This is a genomic window from Microbacterium sp. NPDC055665, from assembly GCF_053618035.1.
Window position 1 is genome coordinate 61,807 of the sequence record NZ_JBSHGY010000008.1, and the last position, 24,025, is coordinate 85,831.

At 69.7% G+C, this 24,025-nt stretch carries 20 protein-coding genes; 15 read left to right on the top strand and 5 right to left on the bottom strand.

The features are described from left to right. Nucleotides 1-103: 103 nt before the first annotated feature. Nucleotides 104-922 (bottom strand): SDR family oxidoreductase, encoded by an 819-nt coding sequence (locus ACWGO6_RS15680; protein ID WP_452327201.1) that lies wholly within the window; start codon nt 920-922, stop codon nt 104-106. Between the two features lie 183 nt (nt 923-1,105). Further along, the gene (locus tag ACWGO6_RS15685) at nt 1,106-1,762 is read right to left on the bottom strand and encodes a GntR family transcriptional regulator (protein ID WP_376102458.1); all 657 of its coding nucleotides are present in this window, start codon (nt 1,760-1,762) and stop codon (nt 1,106-1,108) included. 149 nt (nt 1,763-1,911) lie between these two features. Here ACWGO6_RS15685 and ACWGO6_RS15690 point away from each other — a divergent pair, with 149 nt between their 5' ends. The 14 genes from ACWGO6_RS15690 (at nt 1,912) to ACWGO6_RS15755 (ending at nt 20,753) form a co-directional block, all read left to right on the top strand. Further along, complete coding sequence (locus tag ACWGO6_RS15690; RefSeq protein WP_452327202.1) at nt 1,912-3,993, top strand: beta-galactosidase; 2,082 nt, start codon at nt 1,912-1,914, stop codon at nt 3,991-3,993. Beyond that, entirely contained in the window at nt 3,990-5,378 is a 1,389-nt protein-coding gene (gcvPA, locus tag ACWGO6_RS15695; RefSeq protein ID WP_452327203.1) for an aminomethyl-transferring glycine dehydrogenase subunit GcvPA, read from the top strand. Before ACWGO6_RS15690 ends, gcvPA begins: the two co-directional genes overlap by 4 nt. Beyond that, nucleotides 5,375-6,979, top strand: a complete 1,605-nt coding sequence (gene gcvPB / locus ACWGO6_RS15700; RefSeq protein WP_452327204.1) for an aminomethyl-transferring glycine dehydrogenase subunit GcvPB — start codon at nt 5,375-5,377, stop codon at nt 6,977-6,979. Before gcvPA ends, gcvPB begins: the two co-directional genes overlap by 4 nt. After that, the gene (locus tag ACWGO6_RS15705; protein WP_452327205.1) at nt 6,976-8,328 is read left to right on the top strand and encodes an ATP-NAD kinase family protein; all 1,353 of its coding nucleotides are present in this window, start codon (nt 6,976-6,978) and stop codon (nt 8,326-8,328) included. Before gcvPB ends, ACWGO6_RS15705 begins: the two co-directional genes overlap by 4 nt. Nucleotides 8,329-8,349: 21 nt before the next feature. Beyond that, entirely contained in the window at nt 8,350-9,108 is a 759-nt protein-coding gene (locus tag ACWGO6_RS15710) for an SDR family NAD(P)-dependent oxidoreductase (protein WP_136041378.1), read from the top strand. Between the two features lie 60 nt (nt 9,109-9,168). Beyond that, a complete protein-coding gene (locus tag ACWGO6_RS15715) occupies nt 9,169-9,516 on the top strand; it encodes a hypothetical protein (protein ID WP_452327206.1) in 348 nt (115 codons plus the stop codon). 76 nt (nt 9,517-9,592) lie between these two features. Then, nucleotides 9,593-10,768 carry an ROK family transcriptional regulator gene (locus tag ACWGO6_RS15720; RefSeq protein ID WP_452327207.1) on the top strand — a complete coding sequence of 392 codons (1,176 nt, stop codon included), beginning with the start codon at nt 9,593-9,595 and terminating at the stop codon, nt 10,766-10,768. Between the two features lie 82 nt (nt 10,769-10,850). Then, nucleotides 10,851-12,338: a M81 family metallopeptidase gene (locus tag ACWGO6_RS15725; protein ID WP_452327208.1), complete on the top strand. Its 1,488-nt coding sequence runs from the start codon at nt 10,851-10,853 to the stop codon at nt 12,336-12,338. Between the two features lie 156 nt (nt 12,339-12,494). Further along, entirely contained in the window at nt 12,495-14,303 is a 1,809-nt protein-coding gene (locus ACWGO6_RS15730; protein ID WP_136041374.1) for a peptide ABC transporter substrate-binding protein, read from the top strand. Between the two features lie 12 nt (nt 14,304-14,315). Then, a complete protein-coding gene (locus ACWGO6_RS15735) occupies nt 14,316-15,335 on the top strand; it encodes an ABC transporter permease (RefSeq protein WP_136041373.1) in 1,020 nt (339 codons plus the stop codon). Continuing rightward, nucleotides 15,332-16,210, top strand: a complete 879-nt coding sequence (locus ACWGO6_RS15740) for an ABC transporter permease (RefSeq protein WP_452327209.1) — start codon at nt 15,332-15,334, stop codon at nt 16,208-16,210. Before ACWGO6_RS15735 ends, ACWGO6_RS15740 begins: the two co-directional genes overlap by 4 nt. Further along, nucleotides 16,207-17,874 carry an ABC transporter ATP-binding protein gene (locus ACWGO6_RS15745; protein WP_452327210.1) on the top strand — a complete coding sequence of 556 codons (1,668 nt, stop codon included), beginning with the start codon at nt 16,207-16,209 and terminating at the stop codon, nt 17,872-17,874. Before ACWGO6_RS15740 ends, ACWGO6_RS15745 begins: the two co-directional genes overlap by 4 nt. Then, nucleotides 17,871-18,824 carry an ROK family protein gene (locus ACWGO6_RS15750; protein WP_452327211.1) on the top strand — a complete coding sequence of 318 codons (954 nt, stop codon included), beginning with the start codon at nt 17,871-17,873 and terminating at the stop codon, nt 18,822-18,824. Before ACWGO6_RS15745 ends, ACWGO6_RS15750 begins: the two co-directional genes overlap by 4 nt. A gap of 408 nt (nt 18,825-19,232) precedes the next feature. Then, nucleotides 19,233-20,753, top strand: a complete 1,521-nt coding sequence (locus tag ACWGO6_RS15755; RefSeq protein WP_136041419.1) for an SDR family NAD(P)-dependent oxidoreductase — start codon at nt 19,233-19,235, stop codon at nt 20,751-20,753. 190 nt (nt 20,754-20,943) lie between these two features. Here the strand turns inward: ACWGO6_RS15755 and ACWGO6_RS15760 are convergent, their stop codons facing one another. Next, on the bottom strand, nt 20,944-21,282 hold the full coding sequence (locus ACWGO6_RS15760; RefSeq protein WP_376102491.1) for a winged helix-turn-helix transcriptional regulator: 339 nt from the start codon (nt 21,280-21,282) through the stop codon (nt 20,944-20,946). A 77-nt stretch (nt 21,283-21,359) separates the two neighbouring features. Between ACWGO6_RS15760 and ACWGO6_RS15765 the strand changes: the two genes are divergently transcribed. After that, the gene (locus ACWGO6_RS15765) at nt 21,360-22,016 is read left to right on the top strand and encodes an FMN-dependent NADH-azoreductase (RefSeq protein ID WP_136041417.1); all 657 of its coding nucleotides are present in this window, start codon (nt 21,360-21,362) and stop codon (nt 22,014-22,016) included. A 182-nt stretch (nt 22,017-22,198) separates the two neighbouring features. Here ACWGO6_RS15765 and ACWGO6_RS15770 read toward each other — a convergent pair whose 3' ends face one another. Then, entirely contained in the window at nt 22,199-23,266 is a 1,068-nt protein-coding gene (locus ACWGO6_RS15770) for a sensor histidine kinase (RefSeq protein WP_452327212.1), read from the bottom strand. A 10-nt stretch (nt 23,267-23,276) separates the two neighbouring features. Beyond that, on the bottom strand, nt 23,277-23,948 hold the full coding sequence (locus tag ACWGO6_RS15775; RefSeq protein ID WP_452327213.1) for a response regulator transcription factor: 672 nt from the start codon (nt 23,946-23,948) through the stop codon (nt 23,277-23,279). Nucleotides 23,949-24,025 lie beyond the last annotated feature (77 nt).

The following is a 24,025-nucleotide window of genomic DNA, read 5'->3' on the forward strand; positions in this document are numbered from 1 at the left end:
CGTTCGCGGCATCCGTCCCCGTTCGCGGCATCCTCCGGTCGCACTTTCTGCCGCTTTGCTGCCCTCAGGGCGGCAGAAAGTGCGACCGGAAAGGCGGGTGAGGTCAGGCGCGGAACAGGTCGGCGTTCTCGCGTGCCCACTGGGCGAAGGTGCGACCGGGGCGACCGGTGAGGCGCGGCACCGTGTCCTGCACCACCTGACCGATCTCCGGAGGGTTCTTCGCGAGTTCGACGCCGAATTCGACGTACCCCTCGTCGTATTCGAAGGCGCGCAGTCGCTCCCGTTCCTGGTCTTCGGTGAGCCGGATCCAGGTGACCTCCTCGCCGATGGCCTCGGCGATGCACGCCGTGCGCTCGGCCGGAGTCAGCGCCTCGGGCCCGGTCAGGTAATACGTCTGCCCCTCGGCGGGTGCACCGAGCAGCACTTCGACGGCGACGGCTGCGATGTCCGCTTCGTGCACCATCGCGCTCGGCCAATCCGCCAGCGTGCGCACCCGCCGGTCGGAGACGACCTCCGGAGCCCACTCCCGCGCGTTCGACATGAACTCCACCGGCGCCAGCAGCGCCCAGGCGAGATCGCTCTCTCGCAGCGCAGGCTCGAGGGTGCTCTCGTCCCATCCGCCGAGCACGCTCACCCGCTGCACGCCCGCCGTCTTCGCCGCCGCGACGAGCTCCACGCCGTTGGTCAGCGTCTCGCCGAACTCGCCGTTGAACGTGATGAAGTGCACGGCGTCGCAGCCGTCGATGGCCCGACGGAACGCGTCCACGTCGGTGAGGTCGCCGCGGACGACGTCGACGCCTTCGGGGAGGTTCGCGCGCTGCGGATCGCGGGTGAGAGCGCGCACGCTCTCGCCGCGCTCGACCAGCTGAGTGACGATGTGGCGTCCGACCGTGCCTGTGGCGCCTGTGACCAGGATTGTCATGAGGAGTCCCTTCTTCGTGTGAGACTCACTCTCTCGGTCGATGCGGACAGATTCGGTCCGCGATCGATCCTGAACCGGACCCCCTCCCTCCGTTCCGGTCGCAGTTCCTGCCGCTCGACGGGCTTCAGGGCGACACAAAGTGCGACCGGAACCCGCAGGGAGCGGGAGCGCCAGCGGGAGCGACTACGCGGTGAAGTAGCTGCTCGTGGCGTTGTCGAGGATGCGCTCCATGCCGTGCATCCAGTTGAGCTTGAGAGCTTCGACGGCACCGGGGATGTCGCCATCGGCGAGGTGTCGTGCGATCTCGGCGTGCTCGGCGGCGACGCGTTCGACCTTCACGTCTTCGGGGACGAGCAGCGACTCGTAGCGGTGGAACGAGCTGCGCACGCTGTCGATCACGGCGAGGAGTCGGGTGTTCGGGCAGGCCGACAGCATCACGCTGTGCCACTCGTCGTCCTTGGTGATGACGAGCTGGTGCTCGACGAGCTCGTCGGCGAAGGCGTCGGCCATCTCCTGGAGCTGTTCGCCGATGCGGCGCAGCTCCTCGAGCGGGCTCAGTTCGAGGGCCAGGCTCTCGAGGGCGGCCATGACGGGCGCGAGGTCGCGGAACTCGGAGGCGCTGAGCGGGACGAACCGGAAACCCTTGCCGTTCTCGCTCTCGATCTGCCCCTCGGACTCGAGCGCGATGAGAGCCTCGCGAAGGGGAGTGCGACTGACGCCGAGCTCGGTGGCGAGCTGCACCTCGTTGATGCCCTCGCCGGGCTGCACGAGTCCGGCTCGCATACGGGTCAGCAACTCCTGACGGACCTGCGAGCGCAGGTTCTTGCGTTCGATCGCCATGCGTCCCCTCTTCTGCCGCCTGCCCGTCAGCCTATGGGTTGACGGGCTTCGGACGACGTCTTAGTGTGTTGTATACAGAATACAGGTGATCGTGGGTTCGCACCAGTGAAATGCCCGATCAGCACGTGACGACTCAGAGAGGAGACTTCGTGCCCGCACCCGATGGCAGCCAGCCCATCCGCCGCGTCCGCCTCGATGCCCTCGCCTTCGGAGGCGACTACAACCCCGACCAGTGGTCGGAGGAGACCTGGCACGAAGACATCCGTCTGATGCGCGAAGCCGGCGTGAACATGGTGAGCCTGCCGATCTTCAGCTGGCCGCAGCTGGAGCCCGAGCCCGGCGTCTACGACTGGGCCTGGCTCGACCGCATCATCGACCTGCTGTGGGAGGCCGGCATCGCGATCGACCTTGCCACGGCCACCGCGACCCCGCCGTCGTGGCTGCTGCGCGCCCACCCCGAGATGGCGCCCTGGGACTCCGACGGGCATCGGCTCGAGTTCGGTTCCCGCCAGACGTACTGCCCCTCGTCGCCGGTCTGGCGCGCGAACGTCGCCCGCATGACTCGCGCCATGGCCGAGCGCTACGGAGATCACCCCGGCCTCGCCATGTGGCACATCTCGAACGAGTACGGCGATCACACCTCGCGCTGCTGGTGCCCCGAGTCAGCTCGGCACTTCCGCCGCTGGCTGCAGGACCGCTACGGCGACCTCGACGGCCTGAACGAGGCGTGGGGCGTGAACGTGTGGGGTCAGCGCTACACCTCGTGGGATCACATCGAGACGCCGAAGAAGGCACCGGGCCCGATCAACCCCACCAAGCTGCTCGACTTCGAGCGCTTCTCGTCCGACGCGCTGCTGGAGCTGTTCCAGATCGAGATCGATGTGCTGCGCGAGGTCACCCCCGACATCGCGGTGACGACGAACTTCATGAGCATGTTCCGCGACCTCGACTACTGGGACTTCGCCGCGGTCGAAGACGTGGTGACCGACGACGCCTACCCCGAGCCCGCCGACCCGACCTCGCACGTCGGTGCCGCTCTCAACTACGGACTCATGCGCTCGCTCAAGGGCGGCCAGCCCTGGCTGCTGCTGGAGTCGTCGGCGAGCGCGACCAGCTGGCGCGACGTGAACGTGCCCAAGGCGCCGGGCAAGATCCGCATCGAGAGCCTGCAAGCCGTAGCGCACGGCTCGGATGCGGTGATGTTCTTCCAGTGGCGCCAGGCCAAGTACGGCCAGGAGAAGTTCCACTCCTCGATGCTCGGCCACCGCGGCGAGCGCTCGCGCAGCTTCCGCGAGACCAAGGCGCTGGGCAACGAGTTGAAGAAGCTCGAGCCGGTGCGCGGCACCCGAGTGCGCTCACGCGTGGCACTGGTCGTGGACTGGGACTCGTGGTGGGGCATCAGCGCCGTCGAGTCGCTGCCTTCGCAACGGTTGCAGTGGGCGCAGCAGGCCCGCGCGTGGCACCGGGCGCTCTACACGCTCGGCCAGCCGGTGGATGCTGTTCGCGCCACGGGCCCGTTCGACGCATACGACGTGGTCGTGGTGCCGAACCTCTACATCGTGGAGCAGCCCCAGGCCGAAGCGTTGCAGGCGTTCGTCGAGCGCGGCGGACACCTCGTGGTCGGACCGTTCTCGGGAGTGGTGGATGCCACCGAGAAAGTGCACGACGGCGGAGCCCCCGGGCCGCTGCGCGACCTGCTCGGTATCGAGGTCGACGAGCAGTGGCCGATCGCCGACGGCCTGACCGAGAGCATCGACTACGCCGGTGAAACCTTGACCGTGCCGTCGTGGAGCGAGTGGATCGAAGCGGATGCCGACGTCGAGGTGCGCGGCACCTATGCGAGCGGCGAGCTCGACGGGCTGCCGGCCGTGACCCGTCGCGCCTCGGGTGAGGGATCGGCCTGGTACGTCAGCGCGATGTTCGAGCCCGCGGGCCTGCTCCCGGTGTTCCGCGACGTGCTGCGTTCCGCCGGAGTCCCTGCCCGCGAGCACACCGACGTCGACGTCGAGGTCGTCACCCGCGCCGACGACACCACCGACTACACGTTCTACCTGAACCACGGACGTATCCCCGTCGCGTTCGAGATCCCGTCCCCGGCGGTCGACCTGCTCACCGGCATCCGCCATGCGGACCGCCTGGAGCTCGACCGCTACGGCGTCGCCGTGCTCGCCGCACCCCGCGCCGAGTCCATCCCTTTCGCCACCCTCATCCCCGTGAAGGAGGACGCATGACCACCTCGTTCGTGCATCCGTACATCCCCAATACCGCCCCGGAGTCGCGAGCGGCGATGCTCGCGGCCGTCGGCGCCGCCTCGGTCGACGAGTTCTACGCCGACATCCCCGACTCGCTGCGGCTGGGCCGACCGCTCGATCTGCCCTCGCCGTTCGTGGCCGAGCAGGACCTCGCCCGCCACGTGCGGGGGCTGCTCGCCAAGAACCGCTCGACCCAGGAGCGGCTGAGCTTTCTCGGCGCGGGCACCTACAACCACTACGTGCCGGCGGTCGTCGACGAGGTCATCGGTCGCAGCGAGTTCCTGACGGCCTATGCCGGCGAGCCCTACGAGGACCACGGCCGCTTCCAGGCCCTGTTCCAGTACCAGTCGCTGATGGCCGAGCTGCTCGAGATGGACGTCGTGAACGTGCCGACGTACGACGGTTTCCAGGCGACGGCGACCGGCCTCACGATGTCGGGGCGCCTCACCGGCCGCGGTCGGGTGCTGGTCGTCAGCGATGTGCTCCCGGCGAAGCTCGCGAAGGTGCACGACTACGTGCGGGCTCATCTGACGCTCGATCACGTGGCACCGGTGAACGGCACGGCCGACGTGGCCGCCGTGCGCGCGGCTCTGGGCGACGACGTGGCCGCAGTCTGGGTCGAGACGCCCAGCGCCACCGGCGCGGTCGAAGCGGCGCTGCAGGAGATCGCGGATGCCGCGCACGCGGCGGGCGCCGTGGTCGTCGTCGGCACCGACCCGATCGGCTACGGCATCCTCACCCCGCCCTCGGTCTCGGGGGCCGACATCGTCACGGGCGACATCCAGTCGCTCGGACTGCACCAGTGGTTCGGCGGCGCCCACGGCGGGTTCATCGCCGTGCACGACGACCCGACCTTCGTGATGGAGATGCCGTCGCGACTGTTCGGCCTCGCCACCACCGACGTGCCCGGTGAGTACGGCTTCGGCGACGTGGCCTACGACCGCACCTCGTTCGCGCACCGTGAGGAGGGGAAGGAGTGGGTCGGCACGGCCGCCGCCCTCTGGGGAATCGCCGCCGGGGTCTACCTCTCGCTGATGGGACCGGCCGGCATGGCCGAGCTCGGCGAGGTGCTGCTCGCCCGCACCCGGTACGCACAGCACTCGCTCGCCGCAGTGCCCGGCGTCTCGCTCGACGACGACGCCGTGCACCTGCGCGAGTTCACGGTGACCTTCGCCGAGGTCACGGCCGACGCGGTCGTCACCGCGCTCCGCGCCCGGGGCATCGAGCCCGGGGTGATCTTGGGGCAGAACCGCCTGCTCGTCTGCGTCACCGAACTCACCTCGCAGGCCGACATCGACACCCTGGCGGGCGCGCTCGCCGAGGTCACGGCATCCGATCTCGCTGCGAAGGAGCAGAACCGATGAGCCTCCCCGTCGCCCCGAAGCCCGCCCTGCGCCGCTTCCAGCAGGCTCGCTGGGACGAGCCGATCATCTTCGAGCTGACCACGCCCGGCGAACGCGGCGTGCTTGTCCCGCAGGTCGAGCCCGGCGTGCGCGAGGCGGTGGGGGATGTGGTCGCCGCGCTGCCCGCCTCCCTGCGTCGTGCCGCTAAGCCGCAGCTTCCCGAGATGGGGCAGATGCGCGTGCTCAAGCACTACCTGCGTCTCTCGCAGGAGAACCTCGGCGCCGACTTCAACGTCGACATCGGGCAGGGCACCTGCACCATGAAGTACGCGCCGAAGATCAACGACCAGCTCGCGAACACTCCGCAGCTCACCGCCATGCACCCGCATCAGGACCCGGCCGACGCGCAGGGCGTGCTCGAGATCGTCTGGCAGCTGGAGCGGATGCTCGCCGAGATCTCCGGCATGGATGAGGTCTCGCTGCACACCCAGGGCGGATCGGCCGCGATCTGGGCGAACATCGCCATGATCCGCGCCTTCCACGAGGCCAACGGCGAGGGCGAGCAGCGCCGCGAGGTCATCACCACGATCTTCAGCCACCCCTCGAACGCGGCCGCCGCGAAGGCCGCGGGCTACGAGGTCATCACCGTCTACCCCGACGCGGAGGGCTATCCGTCCCTCGACGCGCTGAAGGCAGCACTGTCGCCCCGGACCGCGGCCATCATGGTCACCAACCCCGAGGACACCGGCATCTACAACCCGGCGATCCGGGAGTGGGTGGATGCCGCGCACTCCGTCGGAGCCCTCGCCTCGTACGACCAGGCCAATGCGAACGGCATCCTCGGTGTCACCCGTGCCCGCGACGCCGGCTTCGACGTGTGCCACTTCAACCTGCACAAGACTTTCGGCACCCCGCACGGCAGCGGCGGTCCGGGCTCGGGCGCGAATGCCGTGAGCGCGGCGCTGGCCCCGTTCCTGCCGGGTCCGCGCGTGGTGCGGGCGGACGACGGGACCTTCGGGGTGGCCGAGGGTGGAGAACTCTCGATCGGTGCGGTCGGCCCGTTCTTCGGAGTCATCCCCGCGCTCGTCAAGGCCTACTCGTGGATCATGGCGCTCGGGGCCGAGGGGCTGCTCGCCGCCGCCGAGACCGCGGTGCTGAACAACAACTACCTGATGGCCCGTGTGCTCGCGATCCCCGGCGCATCGGCGCCGTACGCGACCGGACGCCGCCGTATCGAGCAGGTGCGCTACTCGTGGGAGGAGCTGCACCAGGAGACCGGCATCTCCTCGGAGGAGATCGGCGTGCGCATGTCCGACTTCGGGATGCACTACTGGACCAGCCACCACCCCTACGTGGTGCCGCAGCCGTTCACGCTCGAGCCGACCGAGTCGTACTCGATGGCCGAGCTCGACGAGTACGCCGCGACCCTGGCCGAAGTGGCGCGCGAGGCGCGGGAGACCCCCGAGGTCGTGCGCACCGCCCCGCACAACCAGACCGTGCACCACACGCACCATGACGATCTGGACGACCCCGACCGGTGGGCGATCACGTGGCGCGCGTATCAGCGGAAGTACTTCCCCGCGGAGTCCGTCGACGGCATCGCGGAGTCCGTCGCGTCGTGATCGGACTCGTCGTCAACCCTGTCGCCGGTGTCGGCGGGCCCGCGGGCCTCGCCGGCTCCGACGGCGCGGACGTGCAGCGCCTCGCCCTCGCGCGCGGCGCCCGTTCGCGCGTGCAGGAGCGGGCGGTCATCGCCCTGACGACGCTCGCGGAGCGGCATCCGGGGCTCGTGGTCGCGACCGTCGCCGGGCGCATGGGCGCCGATGCCGTCCGCGCCGCCGGCCTGGTCCCCCGTGTGTTGTGCTCTCCTCCCGCCGCTCTTCCCGCCGCTCCTCCCGTCGTCCGGACTTCGCCGAGTGCACGGCTTGGTGCCGAGTGCACGGCCTCCACGCGTGAAGAACACGTGCGTTCGGCAGGATCCCGTGCACTCGGCGGAGAGGCGCAGGCGGAGGCAGAGGCGCAGGCAGAGGCAGACAGAGAGGCGGAGGCGGACGCGAGGACGGATGCGGGGGATACCTCGCGGGCGGTGGCGGCACTTGTCGCGGCGGGGGTCGACCTGATCCTCGTGGTCGGTGGCGACGGGACGCTGCGAGACGCGGTCGCGGGGCTCGGTGCGACCGACCCCGCGCGAGCGCACGAGCCCGGCGCCCAGCTGCCCGCAGTGCTCGGGGTTCCGGCGGGCGTGAAGATGTACTCGCCCGTGTTCGCGGTCAGCCCTCGCGCGGCGGGGGCGATCGCCGCCGACTGGGTCGACCGCGGCGGTCTTCCCACCGACGAGCGCGAGGTGCTCGACATCGACGAGGTCGCGATGCGCCGTGCCCGCGTGGAGCCCACCCTCTACGGCATGCTCCGGGTGCCGTATCGCGCCGGTCGCACCCAGGCCCGCAAGGCCCCGACACCGGCGACCGAAGCGGCCGCGGTCGACGCTGCTGCCCGCGGTGCCGTCGCCCGCATGCGTCCTGGTGTGCGTTACCTCCTGGGCCCCGGCGGCACGACGGCCGAGATCGCCCGGAGGCTCGGCGTCGAAGGGTCCCCGCTCGGAGTGGATGTCGTGCTCGACGGCGCCGTGATCGTCCGCGGTGCGAGTGAGCACGAGCTCCTCGCCGAGGTCGCACGCGGTCCGGCGCAGGCCGTGATCACCGTGATCGGCGGCCAGGGATTCCTCCTCGGCCGCGGCAATCAGCAGCTCTCCGCGGCCGTCGTGCGTGCCCTCGGCGATGACCCCCTCCTCGTGGTCGCCCCCGAGCAGAAGCTCATCGACCTGCACGGACGACCGCTCCTCGTCGACACCGGCGACCCCGAATTGGATGCGAGACTCGCCGGACACGTGCGCATCGTCACCGGCGTCGGCACCAGCAGCCTCTACCCCGTGACCGCCCCCGAGCTCATTCCCGACCCCTCCCTCGTCTGAACGAACCCGAAAGGACACCCCATGCGTCTCGAGAACAAGAAGGCCATCGTCACCGGCGGCGCCGGCGGCATCGGTCGTGCCACGTCGATCGCGCTCGCTGCCGAGGGCGCGGCCGTGGCCGTCGTCGACCTGAACGTCGAGGCCGCCGAAGCCGTCGCGGAGGAGATCCGTGCGGCGGGGGGCACCGCGATCGCCATCGCGGCCGATGTCGCGAGCGAGTCCGACATCGAGCGGGTCGTCGCGACCTCGGTCGCCGAGCTGGGTGGCGTGAACGTCGTCTTCAACAACGCCGGCATCATCCGCCGCACCACCGCGGTCGAGACGACCGTCGAGGAGTGGGATCGCGTGTTCGGCGTGAACGTGCGGTCGATCTTCCTCATGTGCAAGCACATCGTGCCGATCATGGAGGCGGCGGGCGGCGGCTCGATCATCAACACGGGCTCCGGCTGGGGTCTCAAGGGCGGCGGCCAGGCCATCTCGTACTGCGCCTCCAAGGGCGCGGTCGTGAACATGACCCGCGCGCTCGCGATCGACCACGGCCCGGCCGGCATCCGCGTGAACTCCGTGAACCCCGGTGATGTGAACACCGGCATGCTCCGCGACGAGGCCCGCCAGCTGGCGCAGGACACGAACGCGTTCCTCGCCGAGGCCGCCGACCGCCCACTCCGTCGCATGGGTGAGCCGAGCGAGGTCGCGCAGGCGGTGGTGTGGCTCGCGAGCGACGATTCCTCGTACGTCACCGGCTCCGCGATGGTCGTCGACGGCGGCGGCATCGCCTAGCGTCAGCCGCGCCGTCGCGGCGCCCCGCGCGTCACATGCCGACTCCCGTACCCTGACCAGGTGAGCACCCCTGACCTCGCCGGGTTCCTGGACCGACTGGCTCCGCGAGACGAAGCCGCGGCCTGGTTGGCGCGCCGCCTGCTCGAGAGCGGGTGGTCGGTGTGCGAGCTCTCCGGTCCGGTCCAGATGGACGTGTGGCAACTGCTGCTCGAGCGCGGGACGCACCGCGTCCGGTTCGGGATCGAGCGCGGCCGCTCGGATGGAGTGCTGGTGCGACTGGGCACCGGCGCCTACCGCCCGATCCTCGACGCGATGTCCGTGAACGGGGAGGCACCCGGCTCCCTCGCGGACGACCGGACCGCTGTCCTCCGATGGCTGGATGAGGAGTCGGACGGTGACGACGAGTGACGCGCAGGGGGTGACACTCCTCCAGTCCTAGGGCTATCTTTGTTTGACTACCGAAACAAGATGATTCGAGGACACCGTGGCACCGGCTACCCAGACCGTACATTCCGAGGGTGAGATCTTCCGGCTGGTGCGCACCGGGGCGGCGCAGTCCCGCGCCGATCTCGCTCGCCTGACCGGGCTCTCCCCCTCGACCGTCGCCCTCCGCGTCGAAGAGCTGATCGCCCACGACTACATCGAGGAGAACGGCGAGGGCGAGTCTCGCGGCGGCCGCCGCCCCCGTGTGCTCACGGTCAAGGCCGGTGGCAGTGTGGTCGCGGGCGTGGAGCTCGGCGAGAAGCACGCCACGGTCGCGCTCTTCGATCGTCGCGCCGAGGTCGTGGCCTCGACCGTCGCGCAGGTGTCGCTCCTCGACGGGGTCGAGAGCGTCGTGAGCCAGGTGTGGGAGTGCGCACAGAAGCTGGCGAAGGACAACGGCGGCCTCACGGTCGAGGGCATCGCGATGAGTCTGCCCGGCCCGGTCGACTCGCGCACCTCGCGCCTGCTGGCGCCCATGCGCATGCCCGGCTGGAACGGCGTCGACGTGGGCGAGGTGCTCGGCTCGGTCACCGGACTCCCGTTCCTCATCGACAACGACGCGAACGCCATGGCCGTCGGCGAGTTCATCGAGCGCGGCGGCGAGCAGGAGCAGCTGGTCTTCGTGAAGGCGGGCAGCGGCATCGGCTGCGGCATCATCCTGGACGGTGCCGTCTACCGCGGGTATCGAGGGGTCGCCGGCGACATCAGCCACGTCGCCCTGCACAACGCCCCGCCCATCATCTGCTCGTGCGGCCGCGTCGGCTGCCTCGACGTGGTCGCCAGCGGGGCGGCGATCGTCGACGCGCTGCGCGACTCGGGTGTGGCGGTCGAGACCCTCGACGACGTGCTGGCGCTCGCTCAGGATGCGCACCCCAAGGCCACCTCCGCACTGCGCGAGGCCGGAGCCCGCACGGGAGAGGTGCTCGCCACGATCATCAACTTCTTCAACCCGCAGGCGCTCGCGCTCGGCGGGCGCCTGGCCACGGCCGACGCGTTCGTCGCGGGCGTGCGGCAGGCGCTGTTCACCCTCTGCCTGCCGATGTCGACGGATGCCCTCGAGATCGGTGTGAGCCGGGCCGGCGCGCTCGCCGGTGCCCGCGGTGTGGCCTGGGAGCTGCTGGAGCGGATGCTGGACCCGGCCCGGATCGACGAGGAACTGCGCACCACAGCTGCGTAATAGCTTCGATTATCGGCCCAAGTTCGCGATCATGCGGAACAAGATGGCGGTTTTGCTTCGAGATCCGATCTAGACTCGGAGTATGACCGAGACGTCTCCGCTCCCGCGCATCGCCATCGCCGGCATGGCCATCGAGTCCAGCACCTTCTCGCCGCACCGCGCCGGTGAACGCGACTTCCTGCGCGTGGAGGGCGACGAACTCATCACCCGTTACGACTCCCTGCGCGACGGCGAGCTGCGCGACCGCGCCGAGTGGCTGCCGGTCTACTACGCCCGCTCGATCCCCGGCGGCGCGGTGCTGCGCGAGGTGTACGACAGCATCAAGGCGCGCATCTGCGACGGCTTGCGCGCACTCGTGGCCGACGGCGAGAAGCTCGACGGCCTGTTCTTCGACATCCACGGGGCCATGAGCGTCGTGGGCCTGGACGACGCCGAGGGCGACCTGATCACCGCCATCCGCGAGGTGATCGGAGCCGATGTCGTGGTGTCGGCGTCGATGGACCTGCACGGCAACGTCTCGCGCACCCTGATCGAGAACGTCGACATCATCACGTGCTACCGCCTGGCTCCGCACGAAGACACTTGGGAGACCCGCGACCGCGCGATCCGCAACCTCGTCGAGGCGCTCGAGAGCGGCGTCACCCCGCGCCGCGCCTGGGTGCGCGTGCCCATCCTTCTCCCGGGGGAGAAGACCAGCACCCGCGTCGAGCCGGCCAAGAGCCTGTACGCGCGCATCCCCGAGATCGAGGCGCGGCCCGGCATCACCGATGCCGCGATCTGGATCGGCTACGCCTGGGCCGATGAGCCGCGCTGCCACGCGACCGTGGTCGTGACCGGCACCGACGACGAGGCGACCGCGCTCGCCGCGGAAGAGCTCGGACGCGCGTTCTGGGATGTGCGGGACGACTTCGAGTTCGTGGGTCCTCCCGGCACGCTCGACGAGGGGGTCGCGGCCGGCCTCGCCGCCACCGACACCCCGTACTTCATCAGCGACTCGGGCGACAACCCCGGCGCCGGCGGCACGGGCGACGTCACCTGGACGCTCGCGCAGCTGCTGCAGAAGCCCGAGCTCACGTCCGACGACGCCCCGGTCACGCTGTGCGCCTCGGTGTTCGACAAGGGTGCCCTCGACATCCTCCGCGGTCACGCCGTGGGGGAGCGGGTCTCGGTCGAGGTCGGCGCACGCGTCGACAGCGGCCCGCACGGACCGGTCCTCGTCGAGGGCGTGCTGCACAGCCTGCACGAGGGCGATGTGGATGCCGGCGGCATCGCGGTGATCCGCGTCGGCGCCCTGCACGTGATCGTCACGGAGTTCCGCAAGGCGTACCACGACGTCTCCGACTTCACCTCGATCGGACTCGACCCCGTCGCGGCGCAGATCGTCGTCACGAAGATCGGCTACCTCGAGCCGGAGTTCTACGCGATCATGCGCGGCTGGACGCTGGCCCTCACCCCGGGCGGCGTGGATCAGGACCTCGAGCGCCTCGGCCACCACCGCATCCAGCGGCCGATGCATCCGTTCGACGCGTTCGATCAGGCGCCGGATCTCGCCGCCGAGATGGTCGGCTGACGCGACTCTGCGGCTTTTCTCTGCAATCGAAGAAAGTTAGTTACTTAAACGTAACAAGACCGACTTTTGCCCTGAACTTAGTTCGGGCATGATTCAAAGTACGTCATAAATCGGACGAACGCCTTGGGTGACGAGGCGTTGAACAAGGAGGTTTACATGCGATCTCAGTCGCTGCGCCGCCGGCTGCTCGCCCCCCTGGGTGCGCTCGCCGTCGCGACGCTCGCCCTCACCGCCTGTCAGGCCGGCGCCAACGGCGACACCGGCTCGGGCGAGAAGGACACCGTCAGCTTCGCGCTGCAGGTCGGCACCGGACCCAACTGGATCCTGCCGATCTCGTCGCCCGACAAGATGGCCACCCACAACAGCGCCATCAAGGCGACGATGTGGCCGCGCCTGTTCGAGTACAACGGCGTCGACGGCGAGATGGGCTGGGACGAACTGGCCTCCGCCGCCAAGTCCTACGAGTTCTCCGAGGATCGCAAGACCATCACCATCACGCTGAACGACCTCGACTGGTCGGACGGCGAGCCCGTCACCTCGCGCGACGTGGAGTTCTGGTACAACCTGGTCCGCTTCAACGGCGAGAAGACCGGTGGCTACTCCGCCGGCCTGATGCCGGACAACATCACCGAGTTCACGACCATCGACGACAAGACGTTCTCGCTGACGATGGACAAGGTCTACAACGAGGAGTTCCTCCTCGGCAACCAGCTCAGCCTCATGTACCCGATGCCGCAGCACGTCTGGGACAAGACCAGCGCCGACGGCGAGATCGGCGACCACGACCGTGACCAGGCCGGTGCGACCGCGGTGCTCGACTACCTCTTCTCCGAGGCCGAGGACATGAAGACCTACGCCACCAACGACCTGTGGAAGACCGTCGCCGGTCCCTACACGGTCAAGAGCTGGTCGGACTCGGGCCTGGTGGAACTCACCGCCAACAAGGAGTACACCGGCGAGGACAAGCCGAGCATCGAGAACGTCGAGTTCCTGCCGTTCACCTCTGCCGACGCCGAGATGAACGTGGTGCGCTCGGGTGACGTCGACTACGGCTATGTCACCAGCTCGCAGCTCACGAACGAGAAGCAGTTCACCGACCTCGGCTACAGCATCGAGCCGTGGGCCGGCTGGTCGATCACGTACATGCCGTACAACTTCGCCAACCCGGAGAAGGGCTCCTTCTACAAGCAGCTCTACGTGCGCCAGGCACTGCAGCACGCCATCGACCAGGAGACCATCTCCGAGGTCGTCTGGCACGGTGCCGCGACGCCCGACTACGGTCCCATCCCGCAGACCGCGGACTCCAGCGGACTGTCCGACGTGCAGAAGGACAACCCGTACCCGTTCGACCTGAAGAAGGCCGAGAAGCTGTTCACCGACAACGGCTGGGTCAAGGGATCCGACGGCACGCTCGAGTGCGCCGAAGCCGGTGCGGCCGAGGGCCAGTGCGGCGAAGGAATCGCTGCGGGTGACAAGGCGGAGATCGTCGTCACCACGCAGAACGGCTCGCAGGAGACCGACAACATGATGGCGGAGATCCAGTCGTCGCTCGGCAAGATCGGCGTCAAGATGACGATCGACTCCAAGCCGCTCGACACCGTCCTCACGCAGGCGCAGGAGTGCAAGACCGGCAGCTCGTGCACGTGGGAGCTCGTCTTCTTCGGCACCGCGGGCAGCTGGTACTTCCCGCCGTACGCCACCGGAGAGCGCGTCTTCGCGAAGGACACCAAGTGGAACGCCGGACAGTACGACAACCCCGAGGCCGAGGAGCTCGTCCAGGCGATGGCGTTCTCGACCGACCCCGAGATCGCGAAGAAGTACTCCGAGTACCTCGCCACCGACCTCCCGGTCATGTGGATGCCGAACCCGGTCTACCAGGTCTCCGTCGTCCGTGACGGACTCGACATCGCCCACCAGGATCCGGGCGCGTCGTTCCTTCCGCAGCGTTGGTCCTGGACCAAGTAACGAGCAGGTGACATGAGCGTGGTGGAAGCAGCGCAGAACGCGCAGCAGAAGAAGGAGAGGGCCGGCGGCCCGCGGTTCTGGTGGTACCTGTTGCGACGGGTCGGCCAGGGCGGGATCGTCATCCTCATCGTGACGCTGATCGTGTTCGCGCTGCTCCACCTCGCGATGCCGCAGGGGCCGGCCGCCGGCATCCTCGGCATGCAGGCCTCGCAGGAGCAGATCGACGCCTTCAACAAGGAGAACGGCTTCGATCTGCCCCTGTGGCAGCAGTACTTCAACTTCCTGCTGCAGCTCGTCCAGGGCGACCTGGGCGACTCCTTCAAACTCAACCGCCCCGTGGCGGATGCCATCGGTCAGCGCCTCCCGAAGACGCTGATCCTGGCCCTCATCTCGATGCTCTTCGCGCTGATCATCGCCATCCCGATGGGCATCTTCCAGGCGGTGCGCCGCGGCAAGGCTGCGGACTACGCGCTGACCACCTGGAACTTCATCGTCTACTCGACGCCGTCGTTCTTCCTCGGCCTGATCCTCGTGATCGTCTTCGCCCAGTGGTTGCGGCTCGTGCCCGCCCAGGCGCCGCAGGGCGAGACCGTCGGCGATGTGCTGTCGAACCCGGCCGGCCTCGTGCTGCCCGTGCTCACCGCGGCACTCGGCATCATCGCGACGTTCTCGCGGTACATGCGCTCCGCCACGATCGACAACCTCTCCGAGGACTACGTCCGCACCGCCAGGGCCAAGGGCACCTCGGTGCCCGTGGTGATCACCCGCCACGTGGTGCGCAACTCCCTGACCCCCGTGATCGCCATGCTCGGCTACTACCTGCCGGTCATGTTCGGCGGCATGATCGTCGTCGAGTCGCTCTTCAACTACCCCGGCATGGGGCTGCTGTTCTGGACCTCGGCTCAGACCTCCGACTACCCCGTGCTGATCGGCTGCATCCTGGTGATCGCGCTCGCGACGGTCATCGGATCGCTCCTCGCCGACATCATCCAGGCGCTGCTCGATCCGCGCACCCGAGAGGAGCTCTCGTGAGCACCACGACCATCGTGATGCGCACGCTGACCCCGCGTCAGCGGGGCACGCGCCGCTTCCTGCAGAACAAGCTCGCGGTCTTCGGCATCGTGACCATCGTGCTGTTCCTGCTCTTCTGCTTCCTGGGTCCGCTGATCCACCCGACGGATCAGATCCACACCGACCTGCGCGCCACCATGCTGCCGCCGGGCAGCCCCGGACACCCGCTCGGCACCGACGACGTCGGCTACGACGTGCTCGGGCGCCTCATGGTCGGCGGTCAGATCTCGATCCTGATCGGCCTCGCTGCCGGCATCCTCGCCACCGTCATCGGCACCCTCTGGGGCGCGATCGCGGGCTACGTCGGCGGTGCCGTCGACACCGTGATGATGCGCGTCGTCGACGCCGGCATCGCGATCCCCGCGACGTTCCTGCTGCTGATCCTCTCGGCGATCCTGCGCCCGAGCGTCCCGCTGATGATCTGCGTGATCGGCCTGGTCTCCTGGCTGGTCCCTGCCCGTCTCGTGCGCGCCGAGTCGATCTCGCTGAAGTCGCGCGAATACGTGCTGGCGCTGCGGGCCATGGGCGGGACGCACTCGCGGGCCGTGCTCAAGCACATCGTCCCGAACACCGTCGGCACGATCGTCGTGAACGCCACGTTCCAGGTCGCCGACGCCATCCTGCTCGTCGCCTACATCTCGTTCCTCGGAATGGGGCTGCAGAAGCCGGCGACCGACTGGGGCGCCATGCTCACCAGCGGCATCACCTACACGTACGCGGGCGCCTGGTGGCTGATCTTCCCCGCCGGATTCTGCATCGTGCTGACCGTCTGCGCTTTCAACAGCATCGGCGACGGCCTGCGCGACTTCTTCGACGTGAAGGGGCGTGCCGCATGAGCGACGCACTGCTGTCGATCTCCGACCTCTCGGTCACGTTCCGCACCGAGGACGGATCGGTCGAGGCCGTGAAGGGCATCGATCTCGAAGTCCGCCCCGGTGAGGTGCTGGCGCTGGTCGGCGAGTCCGGTTCGGGCAAGTCCGTGACGGCGATGGCCATCCTCAAGCTGCTGCCGCGCTCGGCCACGGTCACCGGGTCCATCCGGCTCGCCGGGCGCGAACTCCTGCCGCTCGCCGAAGCCGAGATGAACGCCGTGCGCGGCGCCGAGATCTCGATGGTGTTCCAGGAGCCGATGACCGCGCTCAACCCGAGCATGCGGATCGGCGACCAGATCACCGAGGCGATCCTCAACCACCGCAAGATCACCAAGGCCGAGGCCTGGGAGCGCGCGGTCGAGATGCTCCGTCGCGTGGGCATCCCCGAGTCCGCCCGTCGGGCGAAGAGCTACCCGCACGAGCTGTCGGGTGGCCAGCGTCAGCGCGTGGTCATCGCGATCGCCCTCGCCTGCGAGCCGCAGCTGATCATCGCCGACGAGCCGACGACCGCGCTCGACGTGACCGTGCAGGCCGAGATCCTCGACCTGATCCGCGGCCTCGCAGCCGAGTCGGGGACCGCGTTCCTTCTCGTGACGCACAACATGGGCGTGGTCGCCGACATCGCCGACCGGGTCGCGGTGATGTTCCGCGGCACCATGGTCGAGGTGGGCGACACCCGCACGGTGCTCACCGCGCCGCGCGAGGACTACACGAAGAAGCTGCTCAGTGCCGTGCCGTCGCTTCCCGACATCGCGAGCGTGATCGAACGGGAACCCGAGACCGAGGTTCCTGCCGCGGTGCTCGAGTTGGATGCCGCGAGCGTCACGTATCGCCGCGGCGGCCGTCCGTTCCTCGCACTCGACGGCGTGAGCCTGCGCATCGCGCCGGGAGAGATCCTCGGCCTCGTCGGCGAGTCCGGATCGGGCAAGTCCACCCTCGGACGCGCGGCTTTGGGACTCCTGCCCCTGTCGAGTGGCGGGATCACCCTGTTCGGCGAGAAGGTCGGACGCGGTGGCGTCTCCGGGCGTCGGGAGCGTGCGCTGCGCGGCCGCGTCGGGGCGATCTTCCAGGACCCGGGTTCCAGCCTCGACCCGCGCATGACCGTCGGCGAGGCCATCGCCGAGCCGCTGCTCGTGCAGCGCCGGCGCTTCCCGACCTCGGCGAGCACCCGTCGCACCCGTGTCGCGGAACTGCTGGATGCCGTCGAGCTGCCCACGAACTACGCCTCGCGCTACCCGCACGAGCTCTCCGGAGGGCAGCGTCAGCGCATCGGCCTGGCCCGCGCCATCGCCCTGGAGCCGGAGCTGATCATCGCCGACGAGCCGACCTCGGCGCTCGACGTCTCGGTGCAGGCCGCGGTGCTCGAGGTGCTGCGCACCCTGCAGGAGAAGATGCACTTCGCGTGCCTCTTCATCAGCCACGACCTCGCCGTGGTTCACGAGATCTCCGACCGGGTGGCCGTGATGCTCAAGGGCGAGATCGTCGAGACGGGCTCCGCCGACGACGTGCTCCTGGCGCCGCAGCATCCGTACAGCCGACGGCTGCTGGCCTCGGTGCCGGTTCCCGATCCCGACAAGCAGGCGCTGCGGCGGGAGGCCCGTGCGGCCGCCCGGGTGATGGCCCCGTGACCGGGGGAGATCCGACCCGATCGACCCTCTTGCGCGGTGCGGGCCCTGTCGTGCTCGGGCTCGACGTCGGCGGATCGAGCGTCAAGCACCTGCTCGCGCCCGCGCGCGTGTCGCTGGATGCGCCGCCGACGCCGCTCGCACGCGGCCGGCACGCGACTCCCAAGGACTCGCCCGTGGACGGGCTGGCGGCGATCGCCGGTGTGCTCCGCGGCGATGCCGACCTCGAACGCGTGGTGCTGTCGATCCCCGGACTCGTCGATGAGGCGGCGGGGGTCGTCGTGCGCTCGACCAACATCCCCGCGCTCGACGGTCGTGCGCTCGGAGCAGAGCTGAGCGCCGAACTCGGCATCCCGGTCGACGTCATCAACGACGGCCACGCGGCCGCGGTCGCCGAGGCCTCCTGGGGCGCGGGTGCCGGTGTGGACGACGTCTTCGTGCTCGCGCTGGGCACCGGGATCGCGGGCGCACACGTGGCGCACGGCCAGGTCGTCCCCGGGGCGCACGGTTCGGCCGGCGAACTCGGACACATCACGATCGAGCCAGACGGCAGCATGTGCTCGTGCGGGCGCCGCGGCTGCCTGGAGACCATCATCGGCGCACCCGCGCTGCGGCGGGCGTGGGCCGCGGTCGGCGGAAAGGGCGGTCCGGAAGGGCTGCTGGCGGCGAGCAGCGAGGGGGATGCCGTGGCCACCGCGATCGTCGAACGGGCGTCGTCGGCGCTGGCGGAGGCGATCCTCACCCTGTGTGCGCTCGTGGACCCCGGCTGCATCGTGATCGGTGGCGGCCTCGCGCAGGCGCCGCATCAGCTCGTGACGCTGGCTGAGCGCTACGTCGGCGAGCGGGCGTCGTTCCACCGGGTTCCGCCCATCGTGCCGGCCACGCTGGGCGAGTGGGCCGGGGCCAACGGCGCCGTGCTGACGGCGCTCCGTCGCCAGCGCGCCCTCGTCTGACGCGTCGCGCTGCCGCGCGTCGCGCTGCCGCGCGCGTCGGTCCGGGTCGCGTCTAGGGTGTCGAGTGCACGGGTTCGTGTCGAGTGCATGGGTTTCCTGCGTCGACAAGCCGTGCGCTCGGCACCAAGCCGTGCACTCGGCATGGACAGAGCAGCGGTGGCGGCGGCGAGGGGGCGGGGCGGATGCTTCCACGTCGCGCTGCGTCTCCGCGCGTCGCGTCTCTCCGTGCGCATCGCATCTCGCCGAGTGCACGGGTTCTTGCCGAGTGCACGGCTTGCCCGCGTCGACAGCCCGTGCACTCGACGACAAGCCGTGCACTCGACGACAAGCCGTGCACTCGGCAGCGGGGCGGATGCCGGGGAACAGGGGCGGGGCATACCCCCAGGACACTCGCGTAAAATCGGCACAATGACCGACGCCCCCTCCGACGCAGCACCCGACCTCGGACCGGGCGTCGACCCCGACGATCTCGCCACGACTCTTCGCGTGCTGGCCGAGCTGCACCAGATCGACAACGAGCATCCGGACTTCGTCGCCGTGCGCCACGCGACCGCGGCGATGTTCAAGGCCGTCAAGCGCGTGCGGCGCAAGGAGATCCGCGACGCGATCGCCGAGGCCGACAAGGCCGTGGTCGCCCGCACGGCCACGGGAGCGCCCGACCGCATCGACGACGAGACCCGCGGCAACGACCTCGCCACCAGTGTCGTCGACGCCCCGATCGCGGGCGAGCTGCTCAAGCCCCGCAACTGCTACATCTGCAAGCAGCCGTACACGCAGGTGGATGCCTTCTACCACCAGCTCTGCCCGGACTGCGCGCGTTTCAGCCACGGCAAGCGCAACGCCCGCACCGACCTCACCGGCAAGCGTGCCCTGCTCACGGGCGGCCGCGCCAAGATCGGCATGCACATCGCGCTGCGGCTGCTGCGCGACGGAGCACACACGACCATCACGACCCGGTTCCCGCGCGATGCCGTGCGCCGCTTCGCTGCCCTTCCCGACTCGGCCGATTGGCTGCACCGTCTGCGCGTCGTCGGCATCGACCTGCGCGACCCCGCTCAGGTGATCGGGCTCGCCGACTCGGTCGCGGCTCAGGGCCCGCTCGACATCCTGATCAACAACGCCGCCCAGACCGTTCGCCGCTCGCCGGGTGCCTACTCGCTGCTGGCGGATGCCGAGCTGCAGCCGCTTCCCGACGGTCCGCTGCCCGAGATGGAGACGTTCGGGCACACCGCCGATCCGCACCCCCAGGCGCTGCAGGCATCGGTCGATGCGCATCCGCTGCTCTCGGTCGCGGCCCTCGGTGGCACGGTCGCCGAGCAGGGCGGCCAGGCGCTCACAGCCGAAGACCTCGCACGCCTCGCGATGGCTCCCGGATCGTCGTCGCTCGAGAAGCACGCCGACGGCACGGCCATCGACGCCGGCGGACTCGTTCCCGATGTGAACCGGGTCAACAGCTGGGTGCAGTCGATCGAGCAGGTCGATCCGCTGGAGATGCTCGAGGTGCAACTGGCCAACACGACCGCACCGTTCCTGCTGATCAGCCGGCTGCGCGCGTCGATGGCGGCATCCGACTCGCACCGCAAGTACGTGGTGAACGTGTCGGCCATGGAGGGGCAGTTCTCCCGCCGCTACAAGGGCCCCGGGCACCCGCACACGAACATGGCGAAGGCCGCGCTCAACATGCTCACCCGCACCAGCGCCGGCGAGATGCTCGAGAAGGACGGCATCCTGATGACCGCCGTCGACACCGGCTGGATCACCGACGAGCGCCCCCACTACACGAAGGTGCGACTCGCTGAGGAGGGCTTCCACGCCCCGCTCGACCTGGTCGACGGCGCGGCTCGCGTGTACGACCCGATCGTGCGCGGCGAGGCCGGCGAAGACATCCACGGCGTTTTCCTGAAGGACTACGAGCCCAGCCCCTGGTGAGGCGGCCGTGCTGCGGCCCCGGCTGTGCCGCGGCGCCGGCTGTGTTGTGCCGTGCGGGGATTGGTGAGGGGCCGCAGAATGCCGCATCTCCGATCCACGACACAGCGTGTCTTGACCTCTCGCCAAGACTGGTGCGGGCGCGCGTGCGGGGCGCGCGTGCGGGGTGTGCGTGCGCGGTGAGACGTCTGCGTCAGTGCGCGCGTGCGGCGAGGTTGGCGGAGGCCCAGCGGCCGAGGTCGTCGAGGATCGGCAGGAGCCCCTCGCCGCTGGTGGTGAGAGCGTACGACACCGTGATCGGCGGGCCGGCATCGACCGTGCGCGCGACCAGGCCGGCATCGGCGAGTTCGGCCAGGCGGTCGGACAGCACGGTGTCGCTGATACCGGCGACCGCGCGGCGCAGCGCGACGAAGGTCGAAGGGCCACCGCCGAGCGTCGACACGATCATCCCGTTCCACCGTTTGCCGAGCACGCTGAAGGCCAGTGTGACGGCGGCGTCACACACCTGACGTTCTTCCTCGACCTCGGCCATGCACACATCTTACCCGTGCTACGTTAACCGGTGTTGCTAATAAAAACCTAGCGACTACGAAAACGAGAGGTAGGCCCATGTCCCTGTTCCGCCTGGATGCCAGCATCCTTCCCGCGTCGTCCGCCAGCCGCGCGCTCGCCGACCTCGTCGAGGCCGAGTGGACCGCGTCCCACCCCGACTCGACCGTCACCCGCCGCGACCTGGCGAGCGACCCCGTACCCGCGACCGCCTGGGCGGATGCCGTCACCGGCGGTTTCGTCGACGAGGCCCAGCGCACTCCCGCGCAGAACGACGCCCGCGCGCTCGCGACCTCGTTCGCCGATGAGCTGATCGGCGCCGATGCCCTGCTGTTCGCCGTGCCGCTGTACAACTACGGCGTCTCGCAGCACTTCAAGACCTGGTTCGACCTGGCCTACACCGACCCGCGCATCGACCCGACCGGCACCGCGCTGAACGGCAAGCCCGCGACGCTCGTCACCGTGCTCGGCGGCAACTACGCGCCCGGCTCGCCCAAGGAAGGCTGGGACCACTCGACCGGCTGGCTGCGCCGCGTGCTCGAAGACGTCTGGGGCCTCGACCTGCGCGTCGTGCAGCGTCCGTTCACCCTCGTGGGCGTGAACCCGGCGCTCGACGCCTTCGCCGATACCGCACGCGAGCTCAAGGAGAACGCCGAGGCCGACGCCCGCACCTTCGGCCGCGAGCTCGCCGCGACGCGCGACCCCCGCGTGGCCTGACCCGCGGCATCCGGGCCGGTTCACCTTGCCCGGGTCCGACTTGCCCGGGTCCACTTGTCGGGAGAAAGTCCGGATGTCGGACCGGAAACCGCGTTCCGGTCCGACATCCGTGAAAACTCCCGACAAGTGAACCTCGGGATACGGGACGGACCGCGACGGACGGGTGCCGGGAGAGCCCGAAGTCAGGCGGGTACGGACGCCGGGTACGGATGCGGCAGCCACACCGTCACGATCAGGCCGCCGTCCGGGCGCGGGGTGAGCACCAGGGTGCCGCCGTGCGCCTGGGTGATGCGGTCGACGATCGCGAGGCCGAGTCCCGCCCCGGCATGGTCGTCGCCGCGGGTGCGCTCGGCCCCGCGCTGGAACGGCTCGACGAGGGTCGCCACGAGATGCGCCGGCAGCACCTCGCCGGTGTTCTCGACCACCAGCGCGACCGCCTCGGGCATCGCGTGCGTGCGCACGGCCACGGCCCCACCGGACGACAGGTTGTGCACGATCGCGTTGAGCACGAGGTTGGTGACCAGCTGCGGCAGCAGTGCCGCCGACCCGAGCACCGGCGCGGGCGCACCGCCCACCTCCACAGCCACGCCACGTCGGTCGGCGAGCGGCAGCAGTGCTTCCACCGCCCCCTCGGCGAGGAGGGAGAGGTCGACGATCTCGCGCGGGAACGTCCGGCGGTCGGCGCGGCTCAGCAGCAGCAGCGCCTCGGTGAGCTCGATCGCCCGGGTGTTCACCTCGCGCAGACGCGCGATCAGGGCGTCGACATCCCGGTCAGGATCGGCTTCGGCGACCTCGAGCAGGGTCTGCGAGATCGCGAGCGGGGTTCGCAGCTCGTGCGAGGCGTTCGCCGCGAACCGCTGCTGCTCGGCGACGTGCGCCTCGAGCTGCTCGAGCATCGAGTCGAAGACGTCGGCCAGATCGCGGAACTCGTCGCGGGGGCCCGCGAGCGCGACCCGGTGCGACAGCGACCCCTGCGCGGCGAGCCGGGCCGCGTCGCCGATGCGGTCGAGCGGCGCCAGCATCCGTCCGGCGAGCAGCCACCCGGCGCCGAGACCGAACGCGAGCAGCACCAGCATGACCATCGAGGCCACCGGCACGAACGCCCGGCTGAGGTCGCCGCGGTTGGGGAAGAAGTCGACGGTGTCCGGCACGTAGCGCAGCAGGAACAGTCCGACCGCGGCGAGGAGCAGACCTCCGGACACCACCACGATCACCGCATAGCTGAGCGTGAGTTTGAGGCGGGCGCTCATCCCGCGGCGCCTAGGCATCGGCATCCGTCCCGATCCGGTACCCGACACCCGGCACCGTGAGGATCAGCCATGGCTCGCCCAGGCGCTTGCGCAGCGACGACACCGTGATGCGCACGGCGTTCGTGAACGGGTCGGCGTTCTCGTCCCAGGCCCGCTCGAGCAGCTCCTCGGCACTGACCACCCCGCCCTCGGCGTCGACCAGCACCTCCAGCACGGCGAACTGCTTGCGGGTGAGGGCGACGTAGCGGTCGTCGCGGTACACCTCGCGGCGGAACGGGTCGAGGCGGAGCCCGGCGACCTCAAGCACCGGCGGCCGGCTGCGCTGACGGCGGCGGTCGAGGGCGCGCAGTCGCAGCACGAGCTCGCGCAGCTCGAACGGCTTGGTCAGGTAGTCGTCGGCCCCGATCTCGAAGCCGCTCGCCTTGTCGTCGAGGCGGTCGGCGGCGGTGAGCATCAGGATCGGGATCCCGCTGCCGGAGGCGACGATCCACCGGGCGATGTCGTCACCGGACGGGCCGGGCACATCGCGGTCGAGCACGGCGATGTCGTAGGAGTTGATGCTCAGCAGCTCCAGGGCGGTGTCGCCGTCGCCGGCGATGTCGGCCGCGATCGCCTCCAGGCGCAGCCCGTCGCGGACCGCCTCGGCGAGGTAGGGCTCGTCCTCGACGATCAGCACACGCATGGCTCAGATCCTACGCAGTGCGACATATCGGGAGCATATGGAAAAGCGCATACGCCCTCGCAACCGGCGGGATCCTT